Origin of the sequence: Diaphorobacter sp. JS3051 (genome assembly GCF_015832135.1) — a bacterium.
GTDB classification, from domain to species: Bacteria; Pseudomonadota; Gammaproteobacteria; order Burkholderiales; family Burkholderiaceae_C; genus Diaphorobacter; species Diaphorobacter nitroreducens.
In genome coordinates, this window is sequence record NZ_CP065406.1 from 3,257,207 (window position 1) to 3,276,796 (window position 19,590).

A 19,590-nucleotide genomic window follows, 5' to 3' on the forward strand; every position below is an offset into this window, starting at 1 on the left:
TCGCTGCCCGCGCGGCTTGAAGCGCCGCGCTCCATCCCCAACTTGTTTTCTGCCCGCCGCGCCTGTCCGCGGCCTTACCGTCGCTTTCCACGGAGAAGCCATCGATGAAACGCATTGCGCTCTTTTTGCTGACCAACGTCGCCGTCGTGGTGGTGCTGGGCATCGTTGCCAGCCTGCTGGGGGTGAACCGCTACCTGACGGCCAACGGCCTGAACCTGGGCGCCCTGCTGGGCTTTGCCTTCATCATGGGTTTTGGCGGCGCCATCATCTCGCTGCTCATGAGCAAGCCCATGGCCAAGATGAGCATGGGCGTGCAGATCATCAACGCGCCGCGCAATGCCGACGAGGCCTGGATCGTCGAGACCGTGCGCCGCTTCTCCGAAAAGGCTGGCATCCAGATGCCCGAAGTCGGCATTTACGAGGGCGAGCCCAATGCCTTCGCCACGGGCGCGTTCAAGAACTCGGCCCTGGTCGCCGTCTCCACGGGTCTCTTGCAGGGCATGACGCGCGAGGAGGTCGAGGCCGTGATCGGCCACGAGGTCGCGCACGTGGCCAATGGCGACATGGTCACCATGGCGCTGATCCAGGGCGTGATGAACACCTTCGTGGTGTTCCTGTCGCGCGTGATCGGCTACGCGGTGGACAGCTTCCTGCGCAGGAACGACGAGAACAGCTCGGGCCCCGGCATCGGCTACATGATCACCACCATCGTGCTGGACATCGTGCTGGGCTTCCTGGCTGCCATCATCGTGGCCTGGTTCTCGCGCCAGCGCGAGTTCCGCGCCGACGCCGGCGCCGCCCAGCTCATGGGGCGCAAGCAGCCCATGATCAACGCGCTGCGCCGTCTGGGCGGCATGCGCCCGGGCGCCATGCCCCCGAGCCTGCAGGCCATGGGCATCACGGGCAACATCGGCAAGCTGTTCAGCTCGCACCCGCCCATCGAGGAGCGCGTGGCCGCACTGCAAAACAGCCCGAGCGCCTGATCCAGCGCACGGTCTTTACTTTCGCTTCACAAGCCCCTGTCAACAACCGGCAGGGGCTTTTGCGTTGTAAAAGCATGACTGCCAGGAATGCGCCATGACGATGAACTTCCCTGTTTCTCTGGGCATGCGCCGCGTGCTGCCAGCCGTGGCGCTCGCCAGCGCCATCGCGGCACTGACCGGCTGCGTGGTGGCGCCGGCGTATCCCGTCGTGCCGCAGGGCGAGGTGGTGTATGCGCCGGCGCCCCCGCCGCCGCTGCGCACCGAGGTGATTCCTGTCGCGCCCTCGCCGGTGCATGTGTGGATCAACGGTTACTGGGGCTGGGGTGGCGGGCGCTATGTATGGACGCCGGGCTACTGGGCCGTGCCGCCGCACCGCGGCCACGTGTGGCACCCCTACCGCTGGCAACAGGGCCCGCAGGGCTGGTACCGCGGCGGCGGGCGCTGGGGGCCGCGCTGAACCCGACCGGCGATCAACCGCCGGTCGCTGCTGTCTCTGGCGCCGCCTGCGGGGCGGGCGGCAGCGCACTGCGGCCGGCCTTGGCCAACAGGAAGTCGATGCAGGTGCGCACCGCGCGCGTCTGGTGCCGGTTGGGCATGTACAGCAGGTACATGTGGGTGCCGAAGATGCTCAGCCGGTAGTCCTGCAGCGTGGTCAGCACCTCGCCGCTGGCGATCTTGTCCTGCACCACATAGTCCGGCACCACGCCCACGCCCAAGCCCGCCAACACACCCTGGCGCAGGAAGGGAAAGTGCTCTGAGATCAGCGTGGGCTCCAGCATCACCTCTTGCCGCTCCAGCCCCTGGTAGGCCGCCAGGCGCAACTGGCGCCCCATCACGCCGGCCGTGATCACCGGGGCATTGCGCAGCTCCAGCAGCGTGCGCGGCAGGCCGTGGCGCGCGGCGTAGTCCAGCGATGCGCAGGCCACATAGCGCACGTCGCCCAGGCTGCGCGCCACCACCGACAGCGGCGGCTCCTGGATCACGCGGATGGCGATGTCCACCTCGTCGCGCAGGTTGTCGGCGCGGTTCTCGAACAGCACGTCCAGCACGATGCCCGGGTACAGCTGCTTGAACTCGATCAGCCAGTCGCTCATCACCATCTGGCCGTAGCCGCTGGGCACGCTGATGCCCACGCGCCCGCGCAGCTCCTGGCCCAGGCTGGTGATGGTCTCCTGTGCGGCGGCCAACTCGTTGCGCACATTGCGGCCATGTTCATACAGGCGCAGCCCCAGCTCGGTGGGCTCCACGCGGCGCGTGGTGCGCTTGACCAGCTGCACGCCCAGCGACTTCTCCAGCTGCGCCAGGTGGTAGCTGACGTTGGCGCGGGTCATCTTCAGCTTGCGCGCGGCCTGGCTCAGGTTGCCGCTGTCCACGATCTCCACCAGCAGGGTCAGGGCATTCAGGTCCATGTCAGGCTCCGGTGGAAGGTAGGTATTTGTTCAAAAGGATTTGACGCTCTGTCAATTTGACTGTGGATTGTAAAGAACCATTATCAGAACAAGAATGCGACTTTTCCGTTACGAGACACCGGAGACGTACGCATGAGCCCTGCCGCCCAGGCCCCTGAAGTCCAGACCCGCCGCGAAGGCGCGGTGCTGGTGGTCAGCATCAACAACCCGCCCGTCAATGCCCTGGGGCAGGCGGTGCGCGCCGGCTTGCTGGCCGCGGTGGAGCAGGCCGAGGGCGATGCCGCCGTGCGCGCCCTGCTGATCGTGGGCGAGGGCAAGGCCTTCATCGCCGGTGCCGACATCCGCGAGTTCGGCAAGCCCCCGGTGCCGCCGTCGCTGCCCGAGGTGTGCAACCGCCTGGAGTCCTGCGGCAAGCTGGTGGTCGCCGCCATCCACGGCGCCGCGCTGGGCGGCGGGCTGGAAGTGGCGCTGTCTGCGCACTACCGCCTGGCCTTGCCCGCGGCCAGCCTGGGCCTGCCCGAGGTGAACCTGGGCCTGCTGCCCGGCGCCGGCGGCACCCAGCGCGCGCCGCGCCTGATGGGCGTGAAGGCGGCAGCCGAGCTGATGCTCAGCGGCAAGCATTTGAGCGCCAAGGCCGCCGCCGCGGCGGGCCTGGTGGACCGACTGGTCGAAGGCACCGACCCCGTGGCCGCCGGCCTGGCCTACGCCAACGAGCTGCTGGCCCAGGGCGCGCAGCCGCGCCGCACGCGGGACCTGAAGATTGCCGACCAGGCCGCCGCGCTGGCCGAGCTGGACGCGCTGGCGCTTGAGACCGCCAAGAAGACCCGCGGCCTGTTCTCGCCCGGCAAGATCGTGGAATGCGTGCGCGCCGCTGTGGAGCTGCCGTTCGACGAGGGCATCGCCAAGGAGCGCGCGCTGTTCGTCGAATGCCTGAACAGCCCGCAGCGCCAGGGCCTGGTGCACGCGTTCTTCGCCGAGCGCGAGACCGCCAAGATCCCCGAGGCGCAGGCCGCCGCGCCGCGGCACTTCGCCAAGATCGCCGTCATCGGCGGCGGCACCATGGGCGCAGGCATCACCGTGGCCGCGCTGGACGCAGGCCTCACCGTGACCATGATCGAACGCGACGCCGAGTCCATCGCGCGCGGCCAGAAGAACGTCGAGAAGGTCTACGACGGCCTGATCGCCAAGGGCCGCATGACCGCGGAAGGCAAGGCCGCCATCCTGGCGCGCTACACGCCCAGCACCCGCTACGACGACATCGCCGATGTGGACCTGGTGATCGAGGCCGTGTTCGAGGACCTGGAGGTCAAGAAGGCCGTGTTCAAGGAGCTGGACCGCGTCTGCAAGCCGGGCGCGGTGCTGGCCACCAACACCTCGTACCTGGACATCGACGCGATTGCCGCCGCCACCTCGCGCCCGCAGGATGTGATCGGCCTGCATTTCTTCAGCCCGGCGAACATCATGAAGCTGCTGGAGATCGTGGTGCCCGCCAAGGTGGCGCCCGACGTGGTGACCACCGCCTTCGCGCTGGCCAAGAAGATGAAGAAGGTGCCCGTGCGCGCCGGCGTGTGCGACGGCTTCATCGGCAACCGCATCCTGGCCGTGTACAAGCAGGCGGCTGACTACCTGATGGAAGACGGCGCCAGCCCCTACGAGATCGACGAGGCCGTGCGCGGCTTCGGCTTTGCGATGGGCCCGTTCCAGGTGACCGACCTGGCCGGTGGCGACATCGGCTGGGCCACGCGCAAGCGGCGCGCCGCCACGCGCGACCCTCAGGCCCGCTACGTCGAGGTGGCCGACCGCGTCTGCGAGCGCGGCTGGTTCGGCCAGAAGACCGGCCGGGGCTTTTACCTCTACCCGCAGGGCGCCCGCGTGGGCCAGCCCGACCCCGAGGTGCTGGCCATCGTGGACGCCGAGCGCGCCAAGAAGGGCATCACGCCGCGCCCATTCACGGCCGACGAGATCATGCGCCGCTACATGGCTGCCATGGTCAACGAAGGCGCCAAGGTGGTGCAAGAGGGCATTGCCCTGCGCCCGCTGGATGTGGACGTGACCTTCCTGTCCGGCTACGGTTTTCCGCGCTGGCGCGGCGGCCCGATGAAGTGGGCCGACATGACGGGCCTGGACAAGGTGCTGGCCGACATCCGCGCCTTCGAGAAGGAAGACCCGCTGTTCTGGAAGCCCGCGCCGCTGCTAGAAAAGCTGGTGGCCGAGGGCCGCAACTTCGACAGCCTGAACAAGGCAGCTTGATTCTCTGGCCGATTATCAAAAACAGGAGCTGCCAGCGCTTGTCATTCAAAGGTTTCAATGGGTTTTCATGCTTAAAGACCCGTTGAACAAGCGCTAGCAGCTATCAAAAACACAGCATCCCAAGACACCCAGGAGACCCGCCATGCGCGAAGCCGTCATCGTTTCCACCGCCCGCACGCCGCTCACCAAGTCGCACCGCGGCGAATTCAACCAAACCCCGGGCGCCCAGCTGGGGGCCTTCTCGGTGCAGGCTGCCGTGCAGCGCGCCGGCATCGACCCCGGCCTGATCGAAGACCTGGTCTGGGGCTGTGGCTACCCCGAGGGCACCACCGGCCGCAACATCGGCCGCCAGACTGCGCTGCGCGCCGGCCTGCCGGTGACGGTGGGCGGCACGGTGATCAACCGCTTCTGCTCCTCGGGCCTGCAGGCGATTGCCGTGGCCGCGGGCCGCATCGTGCTGGAGGGCGTGCCGGCCATGGTCGCCGGCGGCGTGGAGAGCATCTCGCTCATGAACCCCGCCGGCCGCAGCGGCGCCTCGCACCTGGACCCCTGGCTGGTGGAGCACAAGCCCGCGCTGTTCATGGAGATGATCGACACCGCCGACGTGGTGGCCCAGCGCTACGGCATCACGCGCGAGGACCAGGACGCGTTTTCGCTGCAGAGCCAGCAGCGCACGGCGGCCGCGCAGGCCAGTGGCGTGTTCGACAACGAGATCGTGCCCTGCGCCACCACCATGGCCGAGAAGAACAAGGAAACCGGCGAGGTGACCTACCGCGAGGTGGTCGCCACCATGGACAACTGCAACCGCCCCGGCACCACGCTCGAAGGCCTGGCCAAGCTGGAGCCCGTGAAGGGCGCGGGCAAGTTCGTCACGGCGGGCAATGCCTCGCAGTTGTCAGACGGCTCGGCCGCCTGCGTGATGATGGAAGCGAAAGAGGCCGAGCGCCGCGGCCTGCAGGCCCTGGGCGCGTTCCGCGGCTTTGCTGTGGCGGGCTGCGAGCCCGACGAGATGGGCATCGGCCCCGTGTTCGCCGTGCCGCGCCTGCTGGAGCGCGCGGGCCTGAAGGTCGAAGACATCGCCCTGTGGGAGCTGAACGAGGCCTTTGCCTCGCAGGCCCTGTACTGCCAGCGGCAGCTCGGCATTCCCATGGAGCGGCTGAACGTCAACGGCGGCGCGATTTCCATCGGCCACCCGTTCGGTATGACGGGCGCGCGGCTGGCCGGCCACGTCTTGCTGGAAGGCCAGCGCCGCAAGGCCAAGGACCCGTCCGTGAAATGGGCCGTGGTGACCATGTGCATCGGCGGCGGCCAGGGCGCGGCCGGGCTGTTTGAAATTTTCTGAAGAGACTCCCATGGATCTGCAATTCACCCCCGAGGAGCAGGCATTTCGCGACGAAGTGCGTGCGTTCCTGAAAGACAAGCTGCCCGCGCGCATCGCCGCCAAGGTCAAGGCCGGCCAGCGCCTGACCAAGGAAGACCAGGAGGAATGGCACGCCATCCTCAACGAGCGTGGCTGGCTGGCCAACCATTGGCCCCAGGAGCACGGCGGCCCCGGCTGGGGCGCGGTGCAGAAGTTCATCTTCGACACCGAATGCGCGCTGGCCGGCGGCCCGCGCATCGTGCCGTTTGGCGTGAACATGCTCGGCCCGGTGCTGATCAAGTACGGCAACGATCAGCAAAAGAAGTACTGGCTGCCCCGCATCCTGAACGGCGATGACTGGTGGTGCCAGGGCTATTCGGAGCCCGGCGCGGGCTCCGATCTGGCCTCGGTCAAGACCACGGCCGTGCGAGTCACTGACGAAACAGGCGACCACTACATCGTCAACGGGCAAAAGACCTGGACCACCCAGGGCCAGCACGCCAACATGATCTTTTGCCTGGTGCGCACCAACAAGGAAGCCAAGGCGCAGGCCGGTATCAGCTTCCTGCTGGTGGACATGACGGCGCCCGGCGTGGAGCTGCGCCCCATCCGCACGCTGGACGGCGACAAGGAAGTCAACGAAGTCTTCTTCACCGATGTGAAGGTGCCCGTGGAAAACCTGGTCGGCGAAGAGAACAAGGGCTGGACCTACGCCAAGTACCTGCTGACCTATGAGCGCACCGGCATCGCCGGCGTGGGCTTTTGCATCTCGGCGCTGGCCAAGCTCAAGGTCATCGCCGCCAAGGTGCACAAGAACGGCAAGCCTTTGAGCCAGGATCCGCTGTTCGCCGCGCGCATGGCGCGCGTGGAGATCGACCTGGAAAACATGAAGACCACCAACCTGCGCGTGATCGCCGCCGTGGCCGGCGGCGGCGTGCCCGGTGCGGAAAGCTCCATGCTGAAGATCCGCGGCACCGAGATCCGACAGGAAATCCTGTCGCTGATCCGCCGCGCCATGGGGCCGTATGCCGTGCCCTACATCGACGAGGCCCAGTACGAGGGCTGGAACGAGGCGCCCGTGGGCGGCATCGACGAGGCCGCCACCGCCGCTGCCAGCTACTTCAACTACCGCAAGCTGTCGATCTTCGGCGGCTCCAACGAAATCCAGAAGAACATCATCTCCAAGATGATCCTGGGCCTGTGACCTGATCGCGCGGGAAGAAAAGCACATGAACTTCGCACACACCGAAGACCGCCGCATGCTGGCGGACACGCTCGGCCGCTTCGTCTCCGAGCAGTACGCCATCGAGGCGCGCAACCGCATCGCCTATGGCGACGAGGGCCACAGCCCGCAGCTGTATGCGCAGCTGGCCGAACTGGGCGCCATCGGCGCGCTGTTTCCCGAGTCCGAAGGCGGCTTTGGCGGCGCGGGCTTTGACATCAGCGTGGTGTTCGAGAGCCTGGGCCGCGGCCTGGTGGCCGAACCCCTGCTGGGCGCGCTGGTGGTGGGCCAGGCGCTGATTGCCGCGGGCAGCGACGCGCAGAAGGCGCGGCTGGAAGACCTTGTGGCCGGCACCGCCATCGCCGCGCTGGCGCATGACGAGCCCGGCGGCCACTACGAGCTGAACCGCGTGACCACCACTGCCGCACGCACGGCCAGCGGCTGGGCGCTGAACGGCGCCAAGGGCGTGGTGGCCTTCGGCGAAAAGGCCGACCTGCTGCTGGTCTCGGCACGCACGGCCTGCGGGCCGCTGGACGATGCGGGCATCAGCCTGTTTCTGGTCGATGGCAATGCGGCCGGCATCGCCAAGCGCGCCTACAACCGCTTCGAGGGCGGCCGTGCCGCCGAACTCACCTTCAACAATGTGCAATTGCCGGCCGATGCGCTGCTGGGCGCCGAGGGCGAGGGCCACGCCGTGCTGCAGCACATCGCGGGCTATGCGCTGCTGGCGCTGTCCGCCGAGTCGCTGGGCGCGATGGACGTGGCCAAGGACCAGACGCTGGAATACCTGCGCACGCGCAAGCAGTTCGGCGTGGCCATCGGCACCTTCCAGGCCCTGCAGCACCGCATGGCCGACCTGCTGCTGGAAGTCGAGCAGGCGCGCTCGGCCGTGATCAACGCCGCCGACGCCATCGACAACGCCCAGGGGGCCGCGCGCGACCGGGCGCTGTCCGCCGCCAAGTACACCGTGGGCTACGTGGGCACGCAGGTGGCCGAGGAGAGCATCCAGCTGCACGGCGGCATCGGCATGACCTGGGAACTGCCGCTGGCGCACTACGCCAAGCGCCTGGTGATGATCGACCACCAGTTTGGCGACGAGGACCACCACCTGCAGCGCTTCATGGCCCTGGCGGCCTGAGGCGGGTCTCTGGAGCCCCTTCTTTGCTGAAAGAGGGGGTTAAGCATAAAAATAGCCACGAGCCATTGCGCATCAAGCGCGGATAGCTACAAAATAAATAGCATAGGAGATGCCCGTGACCGACAAAACCCTGGATGGCGCGCCAGACGGCGTCCTGCGCACCCGCCGTGAAGGCGCCGTGCTCGTGTTGTCCCACAACAATGTGGCGGCGCGCAATGCGTTGTCGCCGGCCTTCTATGCCGCCGTCACCCAGGCCCTGGTGGACGCCGTGGCAGACCCCGCCATCGGCGCCGTGGTGCTGACCGGCGAGGGCGGGCACTTCTGCGCAGGGGGCGACCTGCGCCAGCTGGCCAAGCGCCGCGAGCTGCCCATCGCGGAGCGCCGCGCCAAGCTGGAAGGCCTGCACGACCTGATCCGCGCCGTGCGCGACTGCCCCAAGCCCGTGATCGCCGCGGTGGAGGGCGCGGCCGCGGGCGCCGGCCTGTCGCTGGCGCTGGCCTGCGACATGCTGGTGGCGGCAAAGAACGCGGTGTTCTCCGTGGCCTACGTCAAGGTGGGCCTCACGCCCGACGGCGGCGCCACGGCCTTCCTGGCCGAGTTCGTCTCGCGCCAGGTGCTCACCGAGCTGTGCCTGACGGGTGAGCGCATCAGCGGCGAGCGCATGCACCAGCTTGGCCCGGTGAACCGGCTGTCCGAGCCCGGCCAGGCACTGGCCGATGCGGTGGCGCTGGCCGCGCAGGTGGCCAGCGGCCCCGCGTGGACCATGGCCCGCATCAAGGAGCTGTGCCGCGCCGCGCCGCGCACCACGCTGGAGCAGCAGCTGGAGCTGGAGGCGCAGTTCATGGTGCGCGCGCAGGAGACCGCCGAATCGCGCGAGGGCATCGGGGCCTTTCTGGAAAAGCGCGCACCCGACTACACGAAACTGCGCGGCGCGCACTGATTTTCGTATTGGCCGATATCCAAGGAGACAAGCCCATGGCATCCAACGCACCGACCCACGACATCGACTTTCCGCTCGACGGCGTGAGGGTGCTTGATCTTTCCCGCGTGTTCGCCGGGCCGCTGTGCGGCCAGGTACTGGCGGACCTGGGGGCCGAGGTCATCAAGGTGGAACACCCGGGCCGCGGCGACGATACCCGCGACTGGGGCATGCGCATCGGCAAGACCGAGACCACCTACTACAACAGCATGAACCGCAACAAGCGGTCCATCACCCTCGACCTGCAAAGCCCCGAGGGGCTGAAGATCGTCCACGAGCTGCTGCCGCAGTGCGACGTGGTGATCCACAACTTCAAGACCGGCGGCGCCGAGAAGCTGGGCCTGGGCTACGAGCAGCTCAAGGCGATCAAGCCGGATCTGATTTACTGCGCCGTGGCCGGCTACGACACCAGCGGCCCCGAGGCCAAGCGCCCCGGCTACGACCTGGTGATCCAGGGCGAGACCGGCCTCATGGCGCTCAACGGCGAGGCGGGCACGCCGCCGCTGAAGTTCGGTGTCGCCGTGGTGGATCTGATGACCGGCATGTACGCCGGCCAGGCCGTGCTGGCGGCGCTGTTCCAGCGCAGCAGAACGGGGCGCGGGCGCCTGATCGAGATGGCGCTGTACGACTGCGGCCTCACCATCACCGGCTACTACGGCCTGGACGCGCTCAAGCTCGGGCACGACCCCGAGCGCTACGGCAACGCGCACCCGTCCATCGTGCCGTACGGCATGTACGAGTCCGCTGACGGCCCGCTGATCATTGCGGTGGGCAACAACGCGCAGTTCGACAAGTTCTGCCGCCAGGTGATCGAGCGGCCCGACATCGTCGAGGACCCGCGCTTTGCCACCAACGTGAACCGCGCCAAGCACCGGCTGGAGCTGGGTCCCATGCTCAAGGAGCTGATCGCCACCTTCCCGCGCGACCTGCTGCTGCAGCGCCTGACCGCGGCCGGCATCCCCTGCGGCAAGGTGGCAGGCCTGCACGAAGCGCTGACCAGCGAGCGCACGCGTCGCGGCCGCCTGGTGCAGGACATGCCGCACCCCGTCGAGGGCACCACGCCGGTGTTCGCACCGCCGTACCGGCTGGACGGCCAGCGCCTGCCGATCCGCAATGCCCCGCCCACGCTGGGAGAGGGCACGCGTGAGGTCTTGCACCGGCTGCTGGCGCTCAGCGATGAGCAGCTGCAGGCCTTGCAGGCGCAGGGTGTGCTGACGCTGCCGCCGCAGTGAGCTATCTAAAAGATAGCTGCCAGCGCTTGATGGGTAAGCGCTGGAACCATTTTTTATTCTAGGAGACGTCATGAAATTTTCTGCAATCACCCGCCGCACCGCACTGGCCCTGGCCGCCGCGCCCCTGCTCGCCAGTGTGGCCGGCGGAGCCATGGCGCAGGCCGCCTGGCCCGACAAGATGGTCAAGCTGATCGTCCCGTTCCCGGCGGGCGGCCCCACCGACACGGCCTCGCGCATCGTGGGCCAGAAGCTGGCCGACCGGCTCAAGCAGCCCGTGGTGGTGGAGAACCGCGCGGGTGCCTCCGGCTCGATCGCTGCCGCACAGGTTGCCAAGAGCCCGGCCGACGGCTACACGCTGATGATGCTGGCCACCCCCACGCTGCTGGCGCCGCACCTGTACAAGAAGGCGGGCTACGACACGGTGAAGGACTTCACCCCCGTGGCCATGGTGTACGACCTGCCCATCGTGGTCGTGGTGAACCCCACGCAGCTGCCCAACGTGACCGACCTGGGCTCGCTCATCCAGCATGCCAAGGCGCAGAAGGTGCCGATGAACTACACCAGCTCGGGCACGGGCAGCTTCGGCCACCTGAGCATGGAACTGCTCAAGCAGATAGGCGGCTTCGACATGCAGCACGTGCCCTACAAGGGCAGCGCCCCTGCCATCACCGACACCATCGGCGGCCAGGTGCCCGTGATGTACTCGGACCTCATCGCCGCACTGCCGCACATCCAGGCCGGCAAGCTGCGCGCCATCGCCGTGGGCTCGCCCCAGCGCGTGGGCGTGGTGCCCGATGTGAAGACCATTGCCGAGCAAGGCTTCAAGGGCTACGAGGCCGTGTCCTGGGGCGGCTTGGTGGCGCCCTCGGGCACGCCCAAGGCCGTCGTGGACCGCGTGGCCCATGAGGTGCGCCAGATCCTGGCCGAGAAGGAAGTGCAGGACCGCCTGCTGGGCGCCGGCGCCATTGCCCATTTCATGGACCCCGCCCAGATGGGCCAGCGCGTGCAGCAGGACTACACCCGCTGGGGCCAGGTGATCCGCGACAAGGGCATCGCCAACGACTGAGCGAGCGCGCCATGAAGACCCGCATCACCGAGCTCTTCGGCATAGAGCACCCGATCCTCCAGGGCGGCATGCACCACGTGGGGTATGCCGAGCTGGCCGCAGCCGTCTCCAATGCCGGCGGGCTGGGCATCATCACCGGCCTGACGCAGAAGACGCCCGAGCTGCTGGCGCAGGAGATCGCACGCTGCCGCACGATGACCGACAAGCCGTTTGGCGTGAACCTCACGTTCCTGCCGTCGGTGAATCCGCCCGACTACCCGGGCTATGTGAAGGCGATCATCGAGGGTGGCGTGAAGATCGTCGAGACGGCAGGCAACAACCCGCAGAAGTGGATGCCCGCGCTGAAGGAGGCCGGCATCAAGGTCATCCACAAGTGCACCTCGGTGCGCCACGCGCTCAAGGCCGAGTCCATCGGCTGCGACGCGATCAGCGTGGACGGCTTCGAATGCGGCGGCCACCCGGGCGAGGATGACATTCCCAACTTCATCCTGCTGCCGCGCGCGGCCGAAGAACTCAAGATCCCCTTCGTCGCCTCGGGCGGCATGGCCGATGGGCGCAGCCTGGTGGCCGCGCTGGCGCTTGGCGCTGACGGCATCAACATGGGCACGCGCTTCATCGCCACCCAGGAAGCGCCGGTGCACGAGAACGTGAAGCAGGCGATCGTTGCGGCCTCCGAACTGGATACGCGGCTCATCATGCGCCCGCTGCGCAATACCGAGCGCGTGCTCACCAACAGCGCCACCGAGCGCGTGCTGGACAAGGAGCGCGCACTGGGCGCCGCCATCACCTTCGCGGACATTGCGCCCGAGGTGGCCGGCGTCTACCCGCGCATCATGCAGCAGGGCGACATGCAGGCCGGCGTGTGGTCCTGCGGCATGGTTGCCGGGCTGATCCATGACGTGCCCAGCGTGCAGCAGCTCATCGACTCCATCATGTCCCAGGCCGAAGCGCTGATCTCCCAGCGCCTGGCGGGCATGCTCCGATAACCCAGCAGAAAGAGACTTGTTATGAAAATCCTCGTCCCCGTCAAGCGCGTGGTGGACTACAACGTGAAGGTCCGGGTGAAGTCGGACGGCACGGGCGTAGACATCGCGAACGTGAAGATGAGCATGAACCCCTTTGACGAAATCGCCGTGGAAGAGGCGGTGCGGCTCAAAGAAAAAGGCGTGGCCACGGAAGTGATCGCGGTGAGCTGCGGCGTGGCGCAATGCCAGGAAACGCTGCGCACGGCGATGGCCATTGGCGCCGACCGCGGCATCCTGGTGGAAACCGATGCCGAGCTGCAACCCCTGGCCGTGGCCAAGCTGCTCAAGGCCCTGGTGGACAAAGAGCAACCGGGCCTGATCATCCTGGGCAAGCAAGCCATCGACGACGACGCCAACCAGACCGGCCAGATGCTGGCGGCCCTGGCCGACCTGCCCCAGGCCACCTTCGCCAGCAAAGTCGAAGTCGCCGGCGACAAAGTGAGCGTCACGCGCGAAGTCGACGGCGGCCTGGAAACCCTGGTCCTGACCACCCCGGCCGTCATCACCACCGACCTGCGCCTGAACGAGCCGCGCTACGTCACGCTGCCCAACATCATGAAGGCCAAGAAAAAGCCGCTGGACACCATCAAGCCCGAAGACCTCGGCGTGGACGTGGCCCCGCGCCTCAAGACCCTCAAGGTGGCCGAACCCCCGAAGCGCGGCGCAGGCATCAAAGTGCCCGACATCGCCACCCTGGTGGACAAACTCAAGAATGAAGCCAAGGTCATCTGACCCCCAGGAGAACACGAACATGACCACACTCGTCATTGCAGAACACGACAACGCCAGCCTCAAGGCCGCCACCCTGAACACCGTCACCGCCGCACTCGCCTGCGGGGGCGACGTGCACGTGCTCGTAGCCGGTGAAGGCGCGCAGGCCGCCGCCCAGGCCGCCTCCCAAATCGCCGGCGTCGCCAAAGTCCTGCACGCCGACGGCGCCAGCCTGAAGGACGGCCTGGCCGAGAACCTGGCCGCCCAGGTGCTGCAGATTGCCGGCAACTACAGCCACATCCTGTTCCCGGCCACCGCCAGCGGCAAGAACGTCGCCCCGCGCGTGGCCGCCAAGCTGGACGTGGCGCAGATCAGCGACATCACCAAAGTGATCTCCGCCGACACCTTCGAGCGCCCCATCTACGCGGGCAACGCCATCGCCACCGTGCAAAGCGCGGACAGCGTCAAGGTCATCACCGTGCGCGGCACCGGCTTTGACGCGGCGCCCGCCACGGGCGGCAGCGCCGCGGTGGAACCCACCGCCGCCGTGGCCGACGCCGGCAAGAGCAGCTTTGCAGGACGCGAAGTCACCAAGAGCGACCGGCCCGAGCTCACCGCCGCCAAGATCATCGTCTCGGGCGGCCGGGCGCTGGGCAGCAGCGAGAAGTTCAACGAAGTCATGACCCCGCTGGCGGACAAGCTGGGCGCGGCCATTGGCGCCAGCCGCGCAGCGGTGGACGCAGGCTACGCCCCGAACGACCTGCAGGTGGGGCAAACGGGCAAGATCGTGGCGCCGCAGCTGTACATCGCGGCGGGGATCTCCGGGGCCATCCAGCACCTGGCAGGGATGAAGGACAGCAAGGTGATCGTGGCGATCAACAAGGACCCGGAGGCACCGATCTTTGCGGTGGCCGATTATGGGCTGGAGGCCGATCTGTTCCAGGCCGTGCCGGAGATGGCCTCGCGCCTGTGACCTGCCTTGGCGCGGCGCAGGGCGCCCGGCGCAGCCGCGCTTTCGTTCGTCCGGCGGGAGCACCCGCGCCCGCAAGAACCCTGCCGGGGACTTCGTCGAGAGCCATGCAGGCATGCGGAGTCACCGCGTTCACCCGACGATGGTCTCGGTGCCTCGCGGTGCGCGGCCTTGGGACAGGGCAGGGGGCCGAAGCTCAGGCCGCCCCACCCGAGCCGCGCGTGCCCGAGGAGGGCAGCGGCAGGCCCAGCATCGCACAGGCCACGGCCTCGCCGACCTTGATGCCGTCCACGCCGGCCGAGAGGATGCCGCCCGCGTAGCCCGCGCCCTCGCCGGCGGGGTACAGGCCGGCGGTGTTCAGGCTCTGGAAGTTGTCGCCGCGGCCGATGCGCAGCGGCGACGAGGTGCGCGTTTCCACGCCCGTCAGCACCGCGTCGTGCATGTCGTAGCCACGGATCTTGCGGCCGAAGGCGGGCAGGGCCTCGCGCATGGCCTCGGTGGCGAAGGCGGGCAGGGCGTCGTCCATGCCGACCAGCGTGACGCCGGGCTTGTACGAGGGCTGCACGTCCCCCAGCGCGGTGGATGCGCGGCGCGCCAGAAAATCGCCCACGCGCTGCGCGGGGGCGTTGTAGTTGCCGCCGCCCAGGCGGTAGGCGTTCGACTCCAGCTGGCGCTGCAGAACGATACCGGCCAGCGGATGCACCTGCCCGGCGGGCAACGTGTCCACGCCGTGGGAGGTGCCCAGCGCGGCCTCGAAGGCCGCGGGGTCGCGCGGATAATCCTGCGGGTCCACGCCCACCACCATACCGGCGTTGGCGTTGCGCTCGGCGCGCGAATACTGGCTCATGCCGTTGGTGACCACGCGCCCGGGCTCGCTGGTGGCGGCCACCACGGTGCCGCCGGGGCACATGCAGAAGCTGTACACGGTGCGCCCCTGGCTGGCGTGGTGCACCAGCTTGTAGTCGGCCGCGCCCAGCAGCGGGTGGCCTGCATGCTTGCCCCAGCGCGCGCGGTCGATCACGCTCTGCGGATGCTCGATGCGCACGCCCACGGAGAACGGCTTGGCCTCCATGGCCACACCGTGCGTGTGCAGCATGGCGAAGCTGTCGCGCGCGCTGTGTCCCAGGGCCATGACCACGTGATCGGCGCGCAGCTCCTGCACTGCGCCGCTGGCCAGATCGCGCACGCGCAGGCCGCGCAGGTGGCGCCGGCCGGCGGTGTCGGTTTCGATGACCACGTCGTCCACACGCTGCTCGAAGCGCACCTCGCCGCCCAGCGCGATGATCTGTGCGCGCAGCGACTCCACCACTTTCACCAGCTTGAAGGTGCCGATGTGCGGGTGGGCCACGTACAGAATCTCGGGCGGGGCGCCCGCTGCGACGAATTCCTCCATCACCTTGCGGCCCAGGTGACGCGGGTCCTTGATCTGGCTGTAGAGCTTGCCGTCGCTGAAGGTGCCGGCGCCGCCTTCGCCGAACTGCACGTTGGACTCGGGGTTCAGTGCGCGCTTGCGCCACAGGCCCCAGGTGGCTTTGGTGCGCTCGCGCACGGGCTTGCCGCGCTCCAGCACGATGGGCCGGAACCCCATCTGCGCCAGCACCAGCGCCGCGAAGATGCCGCAGGGCCCGAAGCCCACCACCACCGGGCGCTGTGCGGGCGCTTCGCCAGCGCAGCCCACCGGGCGCCAGGCCATGTCGGGCGTGGGCTGGATGTGCGGGTGGCCGGCATGGCGTGCCAGCAGGGCGCCGGCATGGGACGCGTCCGCGAGCTGCAGGTCCAGGATGTACACCGCCATCAGGTCGGCCTTGCGCGCGTCGAAGCTGCGCTTGTGCACGTGCAGGGCGGCGATGGCAGACTCGGGCACGCCCAGCACCTGTGCGGCCTGGGCGCGCAGCAGGGCGTCGGGGTGGGTGTCGGCGTCGTCGGCGCCGGCGGGCAGGGCTGCCAGCGGCAGCTTGATTTCGGAGAGGCGGATCATGGGGTGCGGCCCGTGACTATCGGGCGGTGCCAAAGAGGAGGGCGATCATAAGGGAGCGCCGCACGGCCATGACCGGTGCGGAGAACTCAATTTGCTATTGTATTAATAGCTGTTTGCGCTTGTCTGAAAAGCGCTAGGGGCTGTTTTTCTTGAGAACTGGTGGTCGGCTGATGTCGCCGCCACCACAGCTCGGTCGCCAGCAGGGCCAGCGCCGCGGGCGCGAGCGGCGCGAAGTAGTACACCGCGCGGAAGGCCAGCACCACGGCCAGCGCCTGGCTCACGGGCAGGTGCACGGCCAGCACGGCCGTGCCCACGGCCTCCAGCACACCCAGGCCGGCGGGGATGCGCGAGACCAGCCCGGCCACCGCACCCAGCAGCACCGTGGCCAGCGCCGCGGCGTAGGGCACCTGCTGGCGCGCCAGCACCCACACGGACGCGGCCATCAACGCCCAGTGGGTGCACGACAGCACCAACTGCAGCAGCGCCACGCGCCAGGTCGGTAGCGGCAGGCGTCGCCCGCGCAGCATCAGCGGTCGGTGCCCGCCGCGCCGCGCGCACAGCGCCAGGTAGCCCAGCGCCACGCAGGCCAGCACCGTGCCCAACCAAGGGAGCTGGCCGCTGCCCATGCGCCAACCCTCGGGCAGCGGCGGTGTCCAGGCCCAGAACAGCGCACAGGCCAGCACGCAGTAGCCCAGCCAGTTGGTGGCGATGGACAGGCTGATCACCTGCGCGATCTGGCCCACATCCAGGCCCTGGCGCGAATACAACCGGTAGCGCACCGAAGCGCCGCCGATCAGCGAGCCCAGGTTGAGGGTGAAAGGGTAGGCGATCAGCGTGACGCCCATGGTGCGGGCGACGCCCAGCCCGTGGCGTACCACGTGGCGACCGAACAGGTCGAAGCACCCGTACACCAGGTGGCCGGCCCAGGCCAGGGCCGCCGCTGCAGCCAGCGTGGGCACAGGCAGCGCGCGCAGCGCCTGCCACACGCCGGGCCAGTCCACCTGCAGGCCCTGGCGCACCAGCAGCCATACCACCAGGGCGGCCACCGCTGCCATGGCGAGCCCGGCCAGCCAGCGCCAGCCCCGTAACCGGCGCCACCCGCTGCGGCGACGGCGGTGCGCGGTGTGGACAGGCGAAGTGGCAGGGCCGTGCATGGGCTGCCTTGCCTCAGGACGCGCGCGCCGTTTGGTCAGCGGGCGGCTCGGCCTGCATGACGGCGATGGCGGGCTCGTGTCGCGGCAGCCAGCCCGCCCAGGCGGGAAACCAGCGCATGAGGTGGTACACGCAGTAGCCGCGCAGCAGGCGCAGTGCCTCCCAGGCGCCGCGCGGAGCGGGCTCCACCTGGCGGCAGTGCCGCTGCATCAGGCGCGACAGGCGCTGATACAGCAGCGCATTGAAGGAGGCATCGCGGATGACGACGTTCGCCTCCAGGTTGAGCGACAGGCTGAGGGGGTCGAGGTTGCTGGAGCCCACGGTGGACCACTCGCGGTCCACCAGCGCCACCTTGCCGTGCAGCGGGCGCTCGCAGTACTCGTAGATGCGCACCCCCGCGCGCAGCAGGTGGTCGTACAGCAGCCCGGCCGCGGTCTTCACGATGGGCATGTCGGGTTCGCCCTGCAGGATCAGGCGCACGTCCACCCCGCGCCGCGCGGCGCGGCGCAGTTCGCGCACCAGCCGGTAGCCGGGGAAGAAATACGCGTTGGCGATCACCACGCGCTCGCGCGCGGCCCGCAGGGCGATACGGTAGTGGCGCTCGATGTCGTTGGTATGCCGGTGGTTGTCGCGCGTGACGAACATGGCGTGGGATGAGCCCGCTGCGGGCAGCTGCGGCAGCGGTTCGTGGCGGTGGGTGCGCTGGACAGACGGGGGCAGGACCGCCGTGCGGGTGAAGCGGTGCATGTGCGCCACGATGGGGCCATGCACCTCGACGGCATAGTCTTGCTTGGCCTGCGGGCCGAAGTCCGCCACATGGTCCGCCGAGTAGTTGATGCCGCCGATGAAGCCCAGCGTGCCGTCCACCACCACAATCTTGCGGTGCATGCGCCGCAGCAGGTTCAGGCGCTGGCCGAAAAGGCGCCGCCCTGGGTCGAACACACGAAAACGCACGCCCGCCTGCACCAGGCTTTCGACAAAATGATCAGGCAGGTCGGGCGAGCCAAAGCCGTCCACCAGCAGGTGCACCGACACGCCGCGCCGCGCCGCCTGCAGCAGCGCCGCGTGCAGCCCCTGGCCGATGTGGTCGTCGAACAGGATGAAGGTCTCCACCATCACCTCGCGCTGCGCCTGGGCAATGGCCTCGAACACGCGCGGGAAGAACTCCTCGCCGTTCTCCAGCAGGCGAAAGTGGTTGCCGGGTATCCAGCGCGAGGACGGTCGCGGGCGCATCACAGGAGGATCTCCGCGGCCAGCGGCGCATGGTCCGACAGGCGGTTCCAGGGCCTGCGCGGCAGGCTCATCGGCGTGTGCACCGAGGTGCCGCGCACATAGATGCGGTCCAGCGGCAGCAGCGGCAGCGATGCGGGAAAGGTGCGCACGGCACGCCCGCAGGCTTGCACGAACACTTCATGCAGGCCGGCTTCGCGCTGCAGCACGTCGTGCGCGCGGCCGCGCCAGTCGTTGAAGTCACCCGCGACGATCACCGGGTCCTGCGCGGGAAACGAATGCACCAGCGCGGACACGCGGCGCAACTGCTGCTGGCGGTGCGCCTCCTGCAGGCCCAGGTGTACGCAGATGGCATGGACCGGCCGTGAATGCTGGGGCGGCTGCAGCACGCAGTGCAGCATGCCGCGGCGCTCCGGGCCGCTGACCGAGATGTCGTGGTTCTCGTAGTGCACGATCGGGAACTTGGACAGCAACGCGTTGCCGTGGTGGCCATCGGTGTAGACCGCATTGCGGCCATAGGCGTACTGCGTCCAGATGGAGTCGGCCAGGAACTCGTAGTGCGGCTCCTGTGGGAAATTGGTCACGCGCCCCGCATGGCGCTGGTGCGTGCCCAGCACCTCCTGCAGGAACACGAGGTCGGCCGATACCTGGCGCACCGCCTCGCGCAACTCGTGCAACATGAAGCGGCGGTTGAAGGACGTGAACCCCTTGTGCACGTTCACGGTCAGCACCTTGAACGCGACGGGGGAGGAAGAGGGCGGGTTCTGAGTCATGGGGAAATCCAATGCCGGCCCGCTGCCGGGGGGCGCACCGCAGCGCGGCAGCGGAGGGCGATGGGGCATTGTTTCCCTGGCCGCCGGCACGCGGCTGTAGGACGGTGGACCA

17 protein-coding genes are annotated in these 19,590 nt (G+C 68.5%); 12 read left to right on the forward strand and 5 right to left on the reverse strand.

The window, feature by feature from the left end; genetic code table 11:
* Nucleotides 1-104 precede the first annotated feature (104 nt).
* Together htpX and I3K84_RS15525 are read left to right on the forward strand one after the other, a co-directional pair.
* On the forward strand, nucleotides 105-983 hold the full coding sequence (gene htpX, locus I3K84_RS15520; protein WP_047350709.1) for a protease HtpX: 879 nt from the start codon (nucleotides 105-107) through the stop codon (nucleotides 981-983).
* Between the two features lie 94 nt (nucleotides 984-1,077).
* Nucleotides 1,078-1,440 (forward strand): YXWGXW repeat-containing protein, encoded by a 363-nt coding sequence (locus tag I3K84_RS15525; protein ID WP_047350710.1) that lies wholly within the window; start codon nucleotides 1,078-1,080, stop codon nucleotides 1,438-1,440.
* A 13-nt stretch (nucleotides 1,441-1,453) separates the two neighbouring features.
* Here the strand turns inward: I3K84_RS15525 and I3K84_RS15530 are convergent, their stop codons facing one another.
* A complete protein-coding gene (locus I3K84_RS15530; protein WP_011806831.1) occupies nucleotides 1,454-2,392 on the reverse strand; it encodes a LysR family transcriptional regulator in 939 nt (312 codons plus the stop codon).
* Between the two features lie 132 nt (nucleotides 2,393-2,524).
* Between I3K84_RS15530 and I3K84_RS15535 the strand changes: the two genes are divergently transcribed.
* The 10 genes from I3K84_RS15535 to I3K84_RS15580 all read left to right on the forward strand — a co-directional run bounded on the left by I3K84_RS15535 (nucleotide 2,525) and on the right by I3K84_RS15580 (nucleotide 14,348).
* A complete protein-coding gene (locus I3K84_RS15535; protein ID WP_196994938.1) occupies nucleotides 2,525-4,642 on the forward strand; it encodes a 3-hydroxyacyl-CoA dehydrogenase NAD-binding domain-containing protein in 2,118 nt (705 codons plus the stop codon).
* 142 nt (nucleotides 4,643-4,784) lie between these two features.
* Nucleotides 4,785-5,984 carry an acetyl-CoA C-acyltransferase gene (locus I3K84_RS15540; protein WP_011806829.1) on the forward strand — a complete coding sequence of 400 codons (1,200 nt, stop codon included), beginning with the start codon at nucleotides 4,785-4,787 and terminating at the stop codon, nucleotides 5,982-5,984.
* Between the two features lie 10 nt (nucleotides 5,985-5,994).
* Nucleotides 5,995-7,206, forward strand: coding sequence for an acyl-CoA dehydrogenase family protein (locus I3K84_RS15545; RefSeq protein WP_196994939.1), 1,212 nt, complete (start codon nucleotides 5,995-5,997; stop codon nucleotides 7,204-7,206).
* Between the two features lie 25 nt (nucleotides 7,207-7,231).
* A complete protein-coding gene (locus tag I3K84_RS15550) occupies nucleotides 7,232-8,362 on the forward strand; it encodes an acyl-CoA dehydrogenase family protein (RefSeq protein WP_196994940.1) in 1,131 nt (376 codons plus the stop codon).
* 109 nt (nucleotides 8,363-8,471) lie between these two features.
* Complete coding sequence (locus I3K84_RS15555; protein ID WP_196994941.1) at nucleotides 8,472-9,302, forward strand: oxepin-CoA hydrolase, alternative type; 831 nt, start codon at nucleotides 8,472-8,474, stop codon at nucleotides 9,300-9,302.
* Nucleotides 9,303-9,337: 35 nt separating this feature from the next.
* The gene (locus I3K84_RS15560; RefSeq protein ID WP_011806825.1) at nucleotides 9,338-10,573 is read left to right on the forward strand and encodes a CaiB/BaiF CoA-transferase family protein; all 1,236 of its coding nucleotides are present in this window, start codon (nucleotides 9,338-9,340) and stop codon (nucleotides 10,571-10,573) included.
* Between the two features lie 70 nt (nucleotides 10,574-10,643).
* Entirely contained in the window at nucleotides 10,644-11,639 is a 996-nt protein-coding gene (locus I3K84_RS15565; RefSeq protein ID WP_196994942.1) for a tripartite tricarboxylate transporter substrate binding protein, read from the forward strand.
* Nucleotides 11,640-11,650: 11 nt separating this feature from the next.
* Nucleotides 11,651-12,625 carry a nitronate monooxygenase family protein gene (locus I3K84_RS15570; protein ID WP_196994943.1) on the forward strand — a complete coding sequence of 325 codons (975 nt, stop codon included), beginning with the start codon at nucleotides 11,651-11,653 and terminating at the stop codon, nucleotides 12,623-12,625.
* Nucleotides 12,626-12,646: 21 nt separating this feature from the next.
* A complete protein-coding gene (locus I3K84_RS15575) occupies nucleotides 12,647-13,396 on the forward strand; it encodes an electron transfer flavoprotein subunit beta/FixA family protein (protein WP_196994944.1) in 750 nt (249 codons plus the stop codon).
* Between the two features lie 19 nt (nucleotides 13,397-13,415).
* Nucleotides 13,416-14,348: an electron transfer flavoprotein subunit alpha/FixB family protein gene (locus tag I3K84_RS15580; protein ID WP_196994945.1), complete on the forward strand. Its 933-nt coding sequence runs from the start codon at nucleotides 13,416-13,418 to the stop codon at nucleotides 14,346-14,348.
* A 193-nt stretch (nucleotides 14,349-14,541) separates the two neighbouring features.
* Here I3K84_RS15580 and I3K84_RS15585 read toward each other — a convergent pair whose 3' ends face one another.
* The 4 genes from I3K84_RS15585 to I3K84_RS15600 form a co-directional block, all read right to left on the reverse strand.
* Nucleotides 14,542-16,323: an NAD(P)/FAD-dependent oxidoreductase gene (locus I3K84_RS15585; RefSeq protein ID WP_196994946.1), complete on the reverse strand. Its 1,782-nt coding sequence runs from the start codon at nucleotides 16,321-16,323 to the stop codon at nucleotides 14,542-14,544.
* Between the two features lie 86 nt (nucleotides 16,324-16,409).
* On the reverse strand, nucleotides 16,410-17,477 hold the full coding sequence (locus I3K84_RS15590; RefSeq protein ID WP_196994947.1) for a YbhN family protein: 1,068 nt from the start codon (nucleotides 17,475-17,477) through the stop codon (nucleotides 16,410-16,412).
* Between the two features lie 13 nt (nucleotides 17,478-17,490).
* Nucleotides 17,491-18,708: a cardiolipin synthase ClsB gene (gene clsB, locus I3K84_RS15595; RefSeq protein ID WP_196996121.1), complete on the reverse strand. Its 1,218-nt coding sequence runs from the start codon at nucleotides 18,706-18,708 to the stop codon at nucleotides 17,491-17,493.
* On the reverse strand, nucleotides 18,708-19,478 hold the full coding sequence (locus I3K84_RS15600) for an endonuclease/exonuclease/phosphatase family protein (protein ID WP_047349377.1): 771 nt from the start codon (nucleotides 19,476-19,478) through the stop codon (nucleotides 18,708-18,710). The genes clsB and I3K84_RS15600 overlap by 1 nt, the downstream gene beginning before the upstream one ends.
* Nucleotides 19,479-19,590: the final 112 nt, after the last annotated feature.

Excerpts from the sequence above, each read along its gene's own strand:
- I3K84_RS15525 (WP_047350710.1), top strand. The coding sequence starts at position 1,078 with ATGACGATGAACTTCCCTGTTTCTCTGGGCATGCGCCGCGTGCTGCCA.
- I3K84_RS15550 (WP_196994940.1), top strand. The coding sequence starts at position 7,232 with ATGAACTTCGCACACACCGAAGACCGCCGCATGCTGGCGGACACGCTC.
- I3K84_RS15585 (WP_196994946.1), bottom strand. The coding sequence starts at position 16,323 with ATGATCCGCCTCTCCGAAATCAAGCTGCCGCTGGCAGCCCTGCCCGCC.
- I3K84_RS15590 (WP_196994947.1), bottom strand. The coding sequence starts at position 17,477 with ATGCACGGCCCTGCCACTTCGCCTGTCCACACCGCGCACCGCCGTCGC.
- I3K84_RS15565 (WP_196994942.1), top strand. The coding sequence starts at position 10,644 with ATGAAATTTTCTGCAATCACCCGCCGCACCGCACTGGCCCTGGCCGCC.
- I3K84_RS15530 (WP_011806831.1), bottom strand. The coding sequence starts at position 2,392 with ATGGACCTGAATGCCCTGACCCTGCTGGTGGAGATCGTGGACAGCGGC.
- I3K84_RS15540 (WP_011806829.1), top strand. The coding sequence starts at position 4,785 with ATGCGCGAAGCCGTCATCGTTTCCACCGCCCGCACGCCGCTCACCAAG.
- I3K84_RS15555 (WP_196994941.1), top strand. The coding sequence starts at position 8,472 with ATGCCCGTGACCGACAAAACCCTGGATGGCGCGCCAGACGGCGTCCTG.
- I3K84_RS15575 (WP_196994944.1), top strand. The coding sequence starts at position 12,647 with ATGAAAATCCTCGTCCCCGTCAAGCGCGTGGTGGACTACAACGTGAAG.
- I3K84_RS15545 (WP_196994939.1), top strand. The coding sequence starts at position 5,995 with ATGGATCTGCAATTCACCCCCGAGGAGCAGGCATTTCGCGACGAAGTG.
- htpX (WP_047350709.1), top strand. The coding sequence starts at position 105 with ATGAAACGCATTGCGCTCTTTTTGCTGACCAACGTCGCCGTCGTGGTG.
- I3K84_RS15535 (WP_196994938.1), top strand. The coding sequence starts at position 2,525 with ATGAGCCCTGCCGCCCAGGCCCCTGAAGTCCAGACCCGCCGCGAAGGC.
- clsB (WP_196996121.1), bottom strand. The coding sequence starts at position 18,708 with ATGCGCCCGCGACCGTCCTCGCGCTGGATACCCGGCAACCACTTTCGC.
- I3K84_RS15580 (WP_196994945.1), top strand. The coding sequence starts at position 13,416 with ATGACCACACTCGTCATTGCAGAACACGACAACGCCAGCCTCAAGGCC.
- I3K84_RS15570 (WP_196994943.1), top strand. The coding sequence starts at position 11,651 with ATGAAGACCCGCATCACCGAGCTCTTCGGCATAGAGCACCCGATCCTC.
- I3K84_RS15560 (WP_011806825.1), top strand. The coding sequence starts at position 9,338 with ATGGCATCCAACGCACCGACCCACGACATCGACTTTCCGCTCGACGGC.
- I3K84_RS15600 (WP_047349377.1), bottom strand. The coding sequence starts at position 19,478 with ATGACTCAGAACCCGCCCTCTTCCTCCCCCGTCGCGTTCAAGGTGCTG.